Source organism: Thermosulfurimonas marina (genome assembly GCF_012317585.1).
GTDB lineage: Bacteria > Desulfobacterota > Thermodesulfobacteria > Thermodesulfobacteriales > Thermodesulfobacteriaceae > Thermosulfurimonas_A > Thermosulfurimonas_A marina.
Map to the genome: position 1 here is coordinate 636,135 of NZ_CP042909.1, position 13,254 is coordinate 649,388.

The following is a 13,254-nucleotide window of genomic DNA, read 5'->3' on the forward strand; positions in this document are numbered from 1 at the left end:
AATTATTCTTTCATAAAAGTAAGGATTTTTAAGTAATTCAAATAAACCACTAAACCAAATTAAAAAGATTATTAAATATGATAATATAAAATATCTCTTTTTGTATAAATTTTTTTAAAAAAAAAAACAAGGTGGTTAATAAAGTACTAATTAATAGAGTTGCTGAAGGTAATAAAAAAGATAAAAGGCTAGCATTTATTAAAACAAATAATCCTTTTTTAAAGTTAGTTACTAAAATATACGGAATTAAAAATATATTTATAGCTAAAGCAAGATGACTAGGTTCCGATATAGGAAAAACAGGTTTGTTTAATAAACCATAATTACAAAAAGAAGGATCATAAAATTTACTTAAAAATCCAACAGTAAATAAAGTATTTAGAATTACAAAAGTAATTTTTTCAATTTCAAAAATACTCAATTTGATAAATTTTTTACTCAGTAAATAAGAAGCTATTAACATAAAATAGAAAGGTAGTAAGGATAATAATGGTTTTATATACCCTGTTTTAAAATATATAATAATAGATATTAGATGTAAAAATACTAATATAAACATAAGAATTAAAAGCAACTCTATATTTATTTTAAATTTGCGAAAATTAAACATAATAACTATCACGCAAGCTAAAAGCAAACCTACTGTAACGGAAGAGGTATTAAAACATACAAATATAAATTCTGGTAAAAAAATTAATAGTAATATTTCTAAAGTTAAAATTAAATTTCCTGAAAAGGTATATTTCATTTTTTGACCCATAAATACTTAAAAGCCTTTAAACATCCCAAAATATAATTTTTATCCCTTTGCACAATCGCCTTAATAAGCCTGACAAATCGTATTAAAATAATAGATACCATTTCTATTTTACTATGGTATTTTCTCGAATACATTAACATTCCTCTCGTATAGAAATATACTGCTTTTTGACTATTTCTTCCGATAGATGTCCCTCCTTTATCATAAACGGTTACATCCTTGATAACTAAAAATTTATATCCTTTTTTAGTTGCGTATGTGCACCAATCAGCTTCTTCCCAATATAAAAAATAATCTTCTGGAAGTAATCCTATCTCTTTGAAAGTATGTAAATAAGTTATTAAACTCCCTCCAGAAATAAATGAAATTTTATTAATTTCTTTCGAACTTTTTACAGGTTTAACTGTACCCACAAATGGCAATATTTTCCATCCACCAAATAGTAAGAGTACATTTATATTATTATAATCTTTTATGATTGTTCCAAAAATGTTTTTATTATTTTTTAAGTTTTTTTCAAACTCAATAATTTTGCAAATAGATTGTTTTTCAACTACCATATCAGGATTTAATAACCATATTAATGTATTTTCCAAATCGACTTCTTTTTTTAAAAGATACCTTATAGCCACATTATTTCCACCGGCAAAGCCTAAATTTTCTCCTGATTGAATAAAAATAAGAGGGTATCTGGTAGTAATTCCTTCTGGGATTTTATCCATCAAACTTTCTTCAAGCTCAGGATTTCCTCCCTTTTCTGCTTCTTCACGGTTGTAGTAAACATAAGGAATTGGCTTTTTAACAGGTGGAAAAGAAAGATATCTTAAAGGATGGTTAGGATTAACCCACACATCAAGCTTACCTTCAACCCATGCTTTTATGTATTCCATAGAGTTGTTTGGTGAGTTATTATCCACCACTATAACCTGATAATTAGGATAATCATTTCTTAATACACTCTCCAAACACTCAATCGTATCCGCCCAGCCGTTGTAATTAAGAACTATTATGTAAACTTTAGGAAAACTTCTATTCATACCAAATCCTTAAATCTTTTTCCAAGATAATTTCTAAATCTTTAATGTCATCTATAAAATATTGAGATAATAATTTCTTCCTGACGTTCCTACTTAGTTCAGGAGGTTTCATAGGCTTCTGATTAATTTTATCTAAAGTCATCAAAATCTTTTGTCTTAATTTTTTACTTGGCATTAGAAATTTTCCTACTTTCTTTACATAGTTAGGTTTGTATATAAAATCTCTCAACATTTTTAACCTAGGCATGCTTGCTGGATTACTTTTGATATTAAGATCCAGAACTACTTTTGTATCTACCTCTAAAAATTTCAACAGAGATTTAATTGTCTTTTCTCTATCCTTCAGAAATTCTGTTTCAAATATAATGAAAAACATATTTTCCTTTGAAAAGAATTTTAGATACCGTTTTATTTGTTTGGCATATAATCCTCTATCTATATAACTAAAATGGTTTTTATGGAATTCATTTATTTTTATTCTCTCTTCCTCTAATTCTATAGCCCTTTCAAAGGTTTCTGTTTCATACCCTCGTCTATAACTCATCCAATAATGAGAATATGCTCTATCTACCGGATTTCTTAACATAAATATTATCTTGACATCCTTTCCTAAGTGTTTATATATCCTTTCAGGAACATATTCAAAATACATATATTCTGGATCAATCTCACCTACAGCTTTTTCTCCATTCCACTTTCCAAAAAACTCTTTCTCATAGTAATCTAAACCTTTTTTATATTTAGAATTATCTTGAAAAAATTTGGTTTCTTTTATTTCAGGAAGATATATTTCTGGATGCTGGATTAATATATCGTGCAATGTTGTAGTTCCTGCCTTTTGAGCACCTACACATAGAAAGTTAGGTAATGGCATCAATGTTCCTCCTATTTACGATATTTAATAATCTTAGCTGGAACCCCTCCTACTACAGCGTAAGGAGGGACATCTTTAGTAACAACTGCTCCAGCAGCTACTATAGCCCCCTTTCCTATTTTTACTCCTTTAGTGATTATAGCTCCATGGCCAATCCATACATCATCCTCTATAACAACAGGTGCTGTGCTGATTCCTTGTTGAATCATGGGAAGATCTGTTCTATTAAATTTGTGGTCTGTATCTCTGATTGAAACATTATGTGCTATCATAACATTATTACCGATAATAATTTTTTCGTTAACTCCAATTACTGAGTATGAACCTATAAATGAGTTCTTTCCTATTTCTAAGATTCCAGAACCTTGAATAATCGTATTGCTTCTTATATTAGCTTTTTCCTTTAATATAATTCTTAAAGGTTTGTTATTTATCCAAAAAAATATACATTTAACATCTTTCTGAACAAATGCCCCTCTTTCTATCTTCACAAAGGGAAAGTATTTGACTTTAAAAACAATAGTCCACCATTTATTCGATAATTTTTGTATCAACTTAGTATAAATTTTACACAACTTCAGAAACATCTTCTCTCCAGAAAGTTCGGAAGATAAAAAAACCTTAATTTATAATTCACTTTTAAATATAAAATGCAAAGTATGTTCCAAAGAGTTACAGTTATAGCTGTAGAAATTGCAGCTCCTAATAACCCATATTTTGGTATCAAAATAAAATTTAATACTATATTCACTAAAGTTGATAGTAAAGCAGTGTAAAGTAATATTCTCTGGTTATTAGTCATATTTAATATATATCCAACACTCCCACTTGCAGCATTAACAAACTGTCCTAACGAAAGTATTACAAGCGCCATGGCTCCTTTCTTGAACTCCTCTCCGAATATACCCATAAAGAACTCCGGGAAGAATATATATAACACAAGTATGGGAGCCGAGTTCCAGAATATTAACTTAGTAGATTGCTGAGCTACCTTTTTTAGCCCTTCCAGGTCATTCTTTCCCCAGAACTCGGCAAACTTGGGTGCTGCAATTGAATTTATTGCCATCAAAGTGAAACTAGTAATTGTAGAAAGCCTCACCGCTACATTATAAATTCCTACCTCCTCTTCCGTCCTCCACATCCCGAGCATTATCGTATCCGTCCAGGACATTATCATAGAAAGAGAGCTTGACATGAGCATGGGAAAAGAAACAGAGAGGATATCCCTAAGAGAAATATCTTCTCGTATCCCGTTTGTTTTAACGAATTCTCTTTGGAGAAGTAAGGAACTTAACAAGAACGCTATTCCTATTCCGATAACATAAGCATAGATGACCGCTTCTGTACTTTTGATATGTAAATAGGTGAAGAAGATTCCAAGGAAGAATAAGGCAATAAGAAATGGCAGCAAATTTTGAAATATCGTGTATTCCTTTATTTTTTTAAAAGCCCTTAGGCTTTCCGAGTTTATGTACAGCAACACAAAAGGAATCACTGCCAAGACTGTAAACCTCAAGTAAGGAGTTAAATAACTTTTACCGAAAACCTTTTCGGAAAGCACAGGAGCCAGGAAGTAGAGAGCAACGGAAAGGGATAGAGAAAAGGGGACAACCAGAATTAATGATTTGAGATATATACTTCTCGCGGTTGCTCCCTTCCCCTGAGCGTTGTACTGAGCTATGAACCTCAAAAGTGCCGTGTCAAGTCCCAGCCTACCTATAACAGAGGTTATCTGGAGAACGGTAAGGCATAGGGCAAATATACCCCATGCCCCCGCACCGAGGTTTCTCGTAACAGAAAGGGTAAAGATGTAGGCTACGGCAAAGCCTAAAACCCTTAGAACGAAGAAGGTCAAGCTTCCCTTTATCAGCTCCTTAAGATGAGGGTCTCCATTTATCCTTGCTTTAAACTTCTCCACAGCAGGAATATCTATCATGGCGATTTAGCTTTGTAAACTTCTTCCAGAATACCCGTAAAAGGACAAGGCGGGTTTGAATTGTGGGCCTCTCGGGTTAAGATGAAGCCGTCAGATTTGACCAAAAGGGGCCAGGACCGAGATGCTCGAGAAGGCTACGCGGAAACAGTTGGTTCTCCTGCAGACCACCTCCGGGCTTTATCTAGGTTTGGTCTGCTTCCATCACGGCTTTGAGAGCCTCAACTTTGTTTTAGAAAAACGAGAATTTTTCGATTTTGAGTGGCCGGCCTTTGTAGCTGCGGACTCCGGGGGGTTGCGACCGGTCCTCCTGGGCCTGGAACATATCGTAGTGCAGCGCCAGAATGTGGTCTGGTACAGCACCGAGGTCCCGGAAAGCCTGGCCCTCCAATATCGGCGCCAGTTGCCCCAGCCTCCGCCGGAGCCGGATCGCCCCTCTCCTCCCCGTCCGGAAAGGCCTTCTTCCAAGGACAAGGTGGTCACTTTTCCTGGGGTGAAAGACGATGATAAATAAAGGGATCCGCATTGCCCCTTCCCTCCTTTCGGCGGATTTTGCGCGTTTGGCCGAAGAGGTGCGGGCGGTGGAGGCCGCCGGGGCCGACCTTCTTCATCTGGACGTGATGGATGGGCACTTTGTCCCCAATCTGACCTTTGGCCCCCCGGTGATCGCGGCCTTAAGGCCCTACACCCGGCTGCCCTTTGACGTTCATCTCATGATCGAAGAGCCGGACCGGTATCTGGCCGAATTTGCCCGGGCCGGGGCGGACCTCATTTCCGTGCATGCCGAGGCCTGTCGCCATCTTCACCGTACGGTCTCCCGCATCCGGGAGCTGGGGAAAAAGGCCGGGGTGGCCCTCAATCCCGCCACTCCGCTCGAGGTCCTTGAGTGGGTCCTTCCGGAGCTGGACTTCGTGCTGATTATGAGCGTTAATCCCGGTTTTGGCGGCCAGCGCTATATTCCCCAGATCACCGAAAAGATCCGGAGGCTTGCCCAAATGATCGCTAAAAGAGGGCTTGCGGTCACCATTGAGGTGGACGGAGGGGTAGGACCGGAGACCGCCGGGCAGGTGGCCGCAGCCGGGGCCCAAATCCTGGTGGCGGGTTCAGCAGTCTTCGGGGCCGGAGACTACGCCGGGGCCATCCGGGCTATCCGGCAAGCGGCGGAGAAGGCTTGCGAGAAGGGTTAGAGGGAAATAGAAGACCAGCCCGCCGTAAGGAAGCCACCAGAAGGCTTGAGAGCTCGGGAAAAGGGCAAGCAGGATCACCGCCGGAAGAAGCCCGATCCCTAGCCGCAGGGCCTCTTTGGCCGAAAGACCCCTTAGTCCTTCCCGTAGGTAGGGCCAGGCGCTGAGCCAGGTGAGGGCCGCAGCCAGCCAGGCTACCAAGCTCCCAAAACTCCAGGCCCTTTCAGGATCAAAAAATACAAAGGCCAGGATTACCAGCCCGGCCCCGGCCATCTGGAAAGCGGTCTTCACTCGAGCCAACGGCCAGACGGAAAGCCTTCGTCCGCTTCCTCTGAGGCTCCCCACCAAGATCTCCCGCAGGAGGATTAGGGCCACCGGGAGATAGGAGAGATAACGCAGGTGCACCATAAGGAGGTAGATGGCCGTCACAAAAACCTTGTCGGCCACCGGGTCAAGCAGGGTCCCCAGGCGAGAGGGGCGGGTGCGCCGGGCCAGCCAGCCATCTAGATAGTCCGTAAGGCCCAGGAAAGAGCCCACCCCCACCGCGGTGAGTTTCATTTCCGGCCCCCCGTAAAGGAGCACGCAGGGAAGGGGTAAAAGGAGGACCCGCAGGAAGGTGAGACGGTTGGGGGTGACGCGGAACATTATTCCACCGCCGAGAGCATCTCCCAGCGCTCCTGACAGGCGCGGCACCGTTCTGCCCAGGGCACAGTCTCCAGGCGCTTGAGACGCAACCACTGGCCACAGTCCACGCAGCGGCCGTATTCTCCGCGTTCCATGCGCGCTAAGGCCTGCCGGATGCGCTCGGGAAGCCCGCTCTTCTCACACCCCCGACTTTCACACTCCCGGAGCCGACGCTCCAGGACCTCCCGAAAGCGGGCCAGTTCCTCCGGCTTAAGGGGACGCCTTTCCGAAAAGAACACCCTTTACCTCTCCCAATAAATTCGTACCAGTTTGTCACCTTCCGACCAGCGGAAGGTGAGATTGCCTTTGTAGGCCCGGTAAATGGCCCGACCCAGGCGCTGGGCCAGATGATCCGTAGTGGTTTCAATGACCGTGCGTCCGTCTTCCTCATACATGGTGATGATCTGGTGGAGAGGATTAACCCCTCGGGCCCGCTCTACTTCGTTCTGGATAATGCGCATGATCTCTTCCCGATGTTTTTCATAAAAGGGCCCGGAAAGATAAAGATAGCCCATGGCGTAATGATCCAAGGCTTTACGGCATCCGGGACAGATAATCTTGGGAACGAAATCTGTGTCCTTATATTCTTCATAGAATTCCTCGTCGATTAGCCAACGCTTGTCCCGAAAGACGGCGTGACAGCGAGGGCAGATAGCCTCTCCGGCTGGAGCTTCATCGGTGAGATAGGGGTCTTCGCTGGTCTGATATTCGTGCCGTTCACGCAGCCATTTGTCTCCCTTGCGGGCCATAATCTCACCCCCTTAAAGAGTCTTTTTTGCGGCGCCAGCGCCCCGCGCGCGGGTTGACGAACTCGGCTATGGTCTGCACATAGAGATCCGGACTTTTTAAAAGGACTTCGCCCCGCCTCATTCCCGGAAGAAGGAGAAGCTTTTTTGCATGGGCTGGAGATAAAGTAAACATCCTTTCGGCCTCAGGAAAGGGGAAAGAGTCTTCCAGTTGGGGGTGAAAGAGGAGGTGCGGTTTGCGCAAGGCGGAAAGAAGCCCCGAGGCCTCCTCCCGATCTTCGGCCCGGAGGCTGTCGAGGATCAGCCCCCGGATCTCCGCGCCCAAGTCCCGGGAGAGCCTGAGGGCCCAGAGCCCTCCCCGCCCTTCTCCCCAGACCCACCATTGAAGCACCCGGGACTTCACCGGGGAGTTTGACCGAAGGTCCTCAAAAGCCGTAAGAATTTCCGTATAGCCCGGAAAGCTCTCGGGAAGCACCACGGAAAATTCCTCGAGGAGGAGTTTTTCCGCCAGGGACTCCACGGTGGAGGAGCGGCTCTCGGGCAGGAGGAGAAGCCCCGGGGAGGGCCGTGGGGGAAAGAAGACCTTAAAGAAAATCCCCCCGGCCTCCAGGCGTTCTATAGAGGCCGATCCCGCCATAACTCCTCCAGCCTTTCGGCCTCTTCCTCCCGCCGGCGGACTTCCTCTTCCCACTGTATTCGCCGTTCATAAAGGGGGACCTCGGTGGCCAGAAAGCGTTCGGCAAACTCCGGATGGGAAAGATAATCTAAGGCCGCCCGCAGGAAATTTTCTTTAAGGGAAAAGAAAACCGCCTCTCTTTCCCGCTCGTCCACGAAGTGCCGTTCTTTGCGATATCGATAGTAAAAGAGGCCTTCTTCGCGGACGAAGCGCTCATAGAGCTCCGGTGAGGAGAAGTGCTCCCGGCTCGGGCGGATGGGGATCTGGATAAGGAGTCCTACCAGCCAGCGGTCTCCGGCCAGCCGACGGGAATAGTCCCAGATCTCCAGCCGCAGTCCGTTGGGAAGTTCCCGTATCTCTACACACTCCCCAGGCCACAGGGGCTGGTGTTTCTCGCTCGGAGGCAACCACTGGTAAGCCATATCAGATCCCGCTTCACACGCCCCCTTTTCCTAGCACATCTTCCTCCTGAGGTCTCTTTTAACAAATTTTAGCTAGGTCCCAAAAAAACTTGGCCAGGTTGTCTCGTTGCTGCCAAGTCATGACTAATGCTTAAAGACCCGTTGGCCGGTGAAGACCATGGCTACCGGGGGCTCGGCCTCGTTACAGGCTTCAATGGATTCCCAGTCCCGCAGGGAGCCTCCGGGCTGAATGATGGCCGAAATGCCCTCGCGAATGGCTACATCCACCGCGTCCCGGAAGGGGAAGAAGGCATCGGAGACCATAACCGAGCCCGGAAGCCCGGCCCGGGCCGCCCGGGTCTCCTCATCGATTTCAATCTTCTGGGATTCTGGACGCTGACCCTTACGGATCTCCAGTTCCAGTTGCTTATAGGGAATACCGTAGCGGTCGTAGCAAAGAAGATCGGCGTACTTGGTGTAGGCCTTGAAGATGGCGATCTCCGTAACTCCCACCCGATCCTGCTCCCCGGTACCAATAGCCACCGTGCACTCATCCTTCACGAAAAGGACGGAGTTAGAGGTCACTCCCATCTCCACCGCCCAACCAAAAAGCATATCGCGGATCTCCCGCTCGGTGGGTTCACGCCGGCAGCGCACCTCTGTACCATCGGGTTTTTTGGCCACCGCAGGCTTTAAGTCCTCCGGCCCGCGGACCCGATTGATCTGAGACTGCTGGACGATGAGTCCCCCGTCGATAAGGCTCTTGAATTCCACTACCGGCACTCCCCAGTATTCCTCCAGACGATCTATGCGCCGGATGCGGATGATGCGCAGGTTCTTACGCTTTTTCAGGATCTCCACCGCTCCTTCCTCGTACTCCGGAGCGGCCACCACCTCGAAATACTGCTCGCTGATGGCCTCGGCACAGGCCTTGTCCACCGGCCGGTTCAAGGCAAGGGCCCCGCCGAAGGCCGCAATGCGGTCGGCTCGAAAGGCCCGCACAAAGGCCTCGGCAATACTCTCTCCGTAAGCCACGCCGCAAGGATTGTTGTGTTTTACGATTACGCAGCAGGGCTTCTTGGAAAGATAACGCAGGATGTTTAGGGCGTTGTCCACATCGGTAAGATTGGTCTTGCTGGGGTGTTTACCGAACTGGAGCATATCCTCTTCCCGGAGACTGGAGACCAACCCCCATCCGGGCTGGATATACTCACATTCCCCGAGTACCAGGTTGCCATTTACCAGTTCGTAAAGGGCCGCCTCCTGGTCGGGATTTTCCCCGTAGCGCAACCCCCGCTCTTCGATTACTCCGGGCTCCACTTCGATCTTCCAGGTGCGTTTGCGGTAAACCAGGGTCTGATCCCCGAAGGTGATGCGGATCTCCGGTGGGAAATGGTCTCCTTTGATCTCCCGGTACATCTTCTTCAGGTCTTCGGCCACGATCGCACCCCCTGCCGGAAATTTTTTCTCAAGGATAGCCCCGAAGGACCTTCCCCGTCAAATGGTATTTACCTCCGGGAGCGAGGACGGCCCTTTCCCGGACGGGGCCTGCGGCGAGGGGCAGCGCCTTTCCCTCCCAGTTCCTCCCGCACCAGGGCCGGGGAGACCAGCCATTCCTCCTCCGGCTCGGGATAGAGGACCTCCATGCGGCGTCCCAGAAGTTCTTCAATGGCTTCCAAGAAAAAGGCCCCGGTTTCGTCACAGAGGGAGAGGATCTCGCCGGATTCCTTGCGGATCCGGGCCGCCCGCTGAAGGAAATCACTGGGGACTTCCGGAAGATCGTAATTGATGATGAGTTCCAGTTCCGGGTCCTGGATGAAGCGGCAGCCGGCATCGGTGGCCACCAACAACCGGTAATCCCCCCGGGCAAAGCCTTTAAGGAAGTTGAGCCGCAGGGGAAGGGGAAGCTCTGGTTTCAAAAAGGCCGCCTTAAGGCCCACAGCCTTGAGATCGTCGGTAAGACGCTGGGCAGTGACTTTTTCATTTACAAAGATCAGGGCCCGGGGCCAGCCCTTCTGCCGCAGGATTCCTAAAAGAAGGGGCCATTTTTCCTCCTCCGAAACGTGTATTACCGCCAGCTTCAGCCCGGAAAAATCCCTCCTCCCCTCCTCTACATAGATTTCTTCCGGCTCCCGGGTGATCTCTGCGGCTACCTCCAGGGCCGGGTAGGAGAGGTCTCCCAAAAGAACGAGAGTCTGACGCCGGTCCGGCGGGGGAAGCTTACCCAGAAGCTGGCGCACAAAGGTCTGACTACGGGAGACCATAACCTCAAGTTCGTCCACGACCAGGAGGCGCAACCCGTGAAAGCGCAGAAGATTCCATTTGAGGAGGCGGGAGAGTCCGTCAGGAGTGGTAAAAAGGAGATGGGGCCCCTTTTCCACCTCCGGGAGTTCGGCCTCGAGATGGGGGCCCTCTCCGGAAAAGACCGCTACCCGATGTTCCAGGCCCTCCAGGAGCCTCCGGGCCCAGTCGGCCAAGGCCCGGGCCCGTTCCGGGCTCGAGGTCACCACCAGGGCCACCGGACGGGCTTCTTCGTTTCCGTTTCCGGAAAGGAGGCGGTTGGCCGCCCAAAGGACGGTAAGAAGACCCTTGCCACTTCCCCGCCGGGCCCTCAGGATGAGGTCTCGGCCACGGAGGACCTCCGAAAAAGCCAGGTCCTGCAGAATGGTGGTGCGGGTGATCCCCGAGGCGGAAAGACGCTCCTTTAGAAGAGGATGAAGGGGAAACTGGGCCAGAGGCCGCCCGTGAAGCGGAACCGCCAGAGCCTTAATCTCACCTGCCCCACTCTCCATAGGGACCCCGAGGAGCCGCTCTTGGTGCCGAGGGCGGGACTCGAACCCGCACGGGGGTATCCCCACTGGATCCTGAATCCAGCGCGTCTACCAATTCCGCCACCTCGGCTCCCTTTAAGGAATAATGCCCAACCCGAAAACTGTCAACTTGGACTTGCCAAAAAGGGCGCAAGCTTTTAGGGTGGAAGAAAATCCCGGAGGAAGAGGGTGAAGGCGGTAGAAAAGGAGCGCCAAACCCGGGAGACGGAAGTCCGCTTGAAGCTGGACCCTCGGGGAGGGGCGGTAAGGGTGGAGACTCCGGTGGGATTTCTGAACCACATGCTGGAGCTCTTGGCCTATCATGCCGGCTGGGGGTTGGAGCTTTCTGCCCGGGGGGATCTTGAGGTAGATGCCCACCACACGGTGGAAGATGTGGGGATCGTACTGGGGGAGGCCCTAGAGGAAGCCCTGGGAGACCGTGCGGGTCTTTCCCGCTACGGGGAAGCCACGGTGCCCATGGAGGAGGCCCTGGCCCAGGCGGTGGTAGATCTGGTCCGGCGGCCCTTTTTCCGCTTCGAAGGCCGCTTTCCGGCCGAAAGGGTAGGACAATTTGACCTGGAGCTCGTGCCGGAGTTTCTCAAGGCCCTGGCCATGAATGGAAGGTTTACCCTCCATGTGCGGCTTTTTTACGGGGAAAACGCCCACCATATGGCTGAAGCAGTGTTTAAGGCCCTGGCCGTGGCCCTTTCCCGGGCCCTGAGTCCCTTGGAAGGAGGGCCCCGTTCCACCAAGGGAGTCCTTTGAGGAGGCTGACATGCGTTGGAAGGGGCTTCTGGTATTTTTGGCCATCGTTTTTCTTTCCGCCTGTGCCCGGAGGGTGTCTTCCCCGGTGCTCAAGGCCCCGAGAACGGTGGCGGTACTGCCCTTTGAGGCCGTCTGTGAGCCGGAAGGAATTCTCTTTCCCTGTCCGGTAAAGGAAATCGCCGGCGGAGAGATTGCCCCTGAGGCTCCAGAGGTCCTGGATAATCTCCTGCGGGAAATGCTTTCCGGAAGGCCGGGCTTCCGGTTCGTCTCGAGGGAGGAATATCAGGCCCTGCGGGAGGAGTTTCTGGCTCAAACGGAAAGGCCCACCTTGGTAGAGTGGGCCCGGTTTTTGGGAAAGCGCCTTTCGGTGGAGGCCCTGCTCTATGCCCGGGTCTTTCGCTACCAGGAAAGGTGGGGTCGGGGCTATGCCGTGGAACGCCCGGCTTCGGTAGCCTTTGCCCTGGTCCTCTTTGAGGCCCGAAGTGGAAGGATCCTCTGGAAGGCTTGGTTTGACGAGACCCAGCAGCCTTTGAGTGAAAACCTTTTTAAGATCCGCCTTTACGGTGGAGTGCGCTGGCTTACCGCCCGGGAGTTGGCCCAGAGGGGGCTGCGGCAGCTCCTCAAGGACTTTCCCTATCCCTCAGGCTCTTAGGAGGTTGCCATGCTGGTCATTCCGGCCATTGATCTCAAGGACGGCCGTTGCGTGCGCCTCTACCAGGGGGACTACAGTCAAGAGACAGTTTACGGGGAGGATCCGGTGAGCCAGATCCGGGCCTTTGCCGAGGCCGGGGCGGAAAAGATCCACATCGTGGACCTTTCCGGGGCCCGAGAAGGCCGCCCGGTGCACTTTGAGCTCGTGGTGGAGATGGCCCGGGCGGTCCGGGTGCCGGTAGAGGTGGGGGGAGGGATTCGGGATCTGGCCACCATTGAAGCTTATCTTTCCGCCGGGGTCTTTCAGGTCATTCTGGGGACCGTGGCCTGCCGGGCCCCGGAACTGGTGCGGGAGGCCGCCCGGGCCTTTCCGGGACGCATCCTGGTGAGTCTCGACGTGCGGGGGGAAAGGGTGGCGGTCTCCGGCTGGACCGAGGCCGAGAATCTCTCTTATCTGGAGCTGGCTCAAAGGCTGGAAGAGGCCGGGGTGGCGGGGATCATCTTTACGGAGATCGAAAGAGACGGAACCGGAGAGGGAGTCTATACCGGGCGTCTGGAAAGACTTTTGGAGGTGGTGAGTCTTCCCGTGACTCTGGCTGGCGGAGTGGCTAGACTGGAGGATATTCTGCGTCTCAAGCCCCTCGAAAAAAGGGGGCTTTCCGGAGTAATTGTGGGCCGGGCCCTTTACGAGGGAACCCTGGACCTCCGGGAGGCCCTGAGGGCAGCCCGCTAG

The 13,254-nt window shown here is 49.8% G+C and carries 16 protein-coding genes, 1 tRNA gene and 2 pseudogenes; 5 read left to right on the forward strand and 14 right to left on the reverse strand.

Annotated features, from left to right (window positions below):
• Positions 1–49 precede the first annotated feature (49 nt).
• The 6 genes and pseudogenes from FVE67_RS03385 to FVE67_RS03405 form a co-directional block, all read right to left on the reverse strand.
• Positions 50–748, reverse strand: coding sequence for a hypothetical protein (locus FVE67_RS03385; RefSeq protein WP_168719249.1), 699 nt, complete (start codon positions 746–748; stop codon positions 50–52).
• Positions 745–1,797 (reverse strand): glycosyltransferase family 2 protein, encoded by a 1,053-nt coding sequence (locus tag FVE67_RS03390; protein ID WP_168719250.1) that lies wholly within the window; start codon positions 1,795–1,797, stop codon positions 745–747. Before FVE67_RS03390 ends, FVE67_RS03385 begins: the two co-directional genes overlap by 4 nt.
• Positions 1,790–2,671, reverse strand: a complete 882-nt coding sequence (locus FVE67_RS03395) for a sulfotransferase family protein (protein WP_168719251.1) — start codon at positions 2,669–2,671, stop codon at positions 1,790–1,792. The genes FVE67_RS03390 and FVE67_RS03395 overlap by 8 nt, the downstream gene beginning before the upstream one ends.
• A gap of 11 nt (positions 2,672–2,682) precedes the next feature.
• A pseudogene (locus FVE67_RS09590) lies at positions 2,683–2,847 on the reverse strand (DapH/DapD/GlmU-related protein); the annotation flags it as partial.
• An 84-nt stretch (positions 2,848–2,931) separates the two neighbouring features.
• Positions 2,932–3,258: pseudogene (locus FVE67_RS09595) on the reverse strand (acyltransferase); the annotation flags it as partial.
• A complete protein-coding gene (locus FVE67_RS03405) occupies positions 3,249–4,607 on the reverse strand; it encodes a flippase (RefSeq protein WP_168719253.1) in 1,359 nt (452 codons plus the stop codon). The pseudogene FVE67_RS09595 and the gene FVE67_RS03405, both read right to left, overlap by 10 nt.
• Positions 4,608–4,728: 121 nt before the next feature.
• On the opposite strand from FVE67_RS03405, the gene FVE67_RS03410 reads away from it, so the two are divergent.
• Together FVE67_RS03410 and rpe are read left to right on the forward strand one after the other, a co-directional pair.
• A complete protein-coding gene (locus tag FVE67_RS03410) occupies positions 4,729–5,118 on the forward strand; it encodes a hypothetical protein (RefSeq protein ID WP_168719254.1) in 390 nt (129 codons plus the stop codon).
• The gene (gene rpe, locus FVE67_RS03415; RefSeq protein WP_168719255.1) at positions 5,108–5,791 is read left to right on the forward strand and encodes a ribulose-phosphate 3-epimerase; all 684 of its coding nucleotides are present in this window, start codon (positions 5,108–5,110) and stop codon (positions 5,789–5,791) included. Before FVE67_RS03410 ends, rpe begins: the two co-directional genes overlap by 11 nt.
• Here the strand turns inward: rpe and FVE67_RS03420 are convergent.
• From FVE67_RS03420 to FVE67_RS03455, 8 genes are all read right to left on the reverse strand, one after another.
• Positions 5,708–6,433: a CDP-alcohol phosphatidyltransferase family protein gene (locus tag FVE67_RS03420; RefSeq protein ID WP_168719256.1), complete on the reverse strand. Its 726-nt coding sequence runs from the start codon at positions 6,431–6,433 to the stop codon at positions 5,708–5,710. The two genes, rpe and FVE67_RS03420, sit on opposite strands and share 84 nt — an antisense overlap.
• Positions 6,433–6,711 carry a TraR/DksA family transcriptional regulator gene (locus tag FVE67_RS03425; protein ID WP_168719257.1) on the reverse strand — a complete coding sequence of 93 codons (279 nt, stop codon included), beginning with the start codon at positions 6,709–6,711 and terminating at the stop codon, positions 6,433–6,435. Before FVE67_RS03425 ends, FVE67_RS03420 begins: the two co-directional genes overlap by 1 nt.
• A 3-nt stretch (positions 6,712–6,714) precedes the next feature.
• On the reverse strand, positions 6,715–7,221 hold the full coding sequence (locus FVE67_RS03430) for a BCAM0308 family protein (RefSeq protein WP_168719258.1): 507 nt from the start codon (positions 7,219–7,221) through the stop codon (positions 6,715–6,717).
• A 4-nt stretch (positions 7,222–7,225) separates the two neighbouring features.
• Positions 7,226–7,855, reverse strand: a complete 630-nt coding sequence (locus FVE67_RS03435) for an aminopeptidase (RefSeq protein ID WP_168719259.1) — start codon at positions 7,853–7,855, stop codon at positions 7,226–7,228.
• A complete protein-coding gene (locus FVE67_RS03440; RefSeq protein ID WP_168719260.1) occupies positions 7,834–8,316 on the reverse strand; it encodes a hypothetical protein in 483 nt (160 codons plus the stop codon). The genes FVE67_RS03435 and FVE67_RS03440 overlap by 22 nt, the downstream gene beginning before the upstream one ends.
• Before the next feature lie 123 nt (positions 8,317–8,439).
• Positions 8,440–9,735 (reverse strand): IMP cyclohydrolase, encoded by a 1,296-nt coding sequence (locus tag FVE67_RS03445; RefSeq protein ID WP_210534649.1) that lies wholly within the window; start codon positions 9,733–9,735, stop codon positions 8,440–8,442.
• Positions 9,736–9,803: 68 nt separating this feature from the next.
• Complete coding sequence (locus FVE67_RS03450; protein ID WP_168719261.1) at positions 9,804–11,087, reverse strand: DEAD/DEAH box helicase; 1,284 nt, start codon at positions 11,085–11,087, stop codon at positions 9,804–9,806.
• Between the two features lie 22 nt (positions 11,088–11,109).
• Positions 11,110–11,196, reverse strand: a tRNA-Leu gene (locus FVE67_RS03455).
• A 98-nt stretch (positions 11,197–11,294) separates the two neighbouring features.
• On the opposite strand from FVE67_RS03455, the gene hisB reads away from it, so the two are divergent.
• Genes hisB through hisA form a run of 3 tightly spaced genes read left to right on the forward strand, consistent with a single transcriptional unit; the run spans position 11,295 to position 13,254 of the window.
• Complete coding sequence (gene hisB / locus FVE67_RS03460; protein ID WP_168719262.1) at positions 11,295–11,870, forward strand: imidazoleglycerol-phosphate dehydratase HisB; 576 nt, start codon at positions 11,295–11,297, stop codon at positions 11,868–11,870.
• A 10-nt stretch (positions 11,871–11,880) separates the two neighbouring features.
• Positions 11,881–12,522 carry a hypothetical protein gene (locus FVE67_RS03465; RefSeq protein WP_168719263.1) on the forward strand — a complete coding sequence of 214 codons (642 nt, stop codon included), beginning with the start codon at positions 11,881–11,883 and terminating at the stop codon, positions 12,520–12,522.
• A gap of 9 nt (positions 12,523–12,531) precedes the next feature.
• Positions 12,532–13,254 carry a 1-(5-phosphoribosyl)-5-[(5-phosphoribosylamino)methylideneamino]imidazole-4-carboxamide isomerase gene (gene hisA, locus FVE67_RS03470; RefSeq protein ID WP_168719264.1) on the forward strand — a complete coding sequence of 241 codons (723 nt, stop codon included), beginning with the start codon at positions 12,532–12,534 and terminating at the stop codon, positions 13,252–13,254.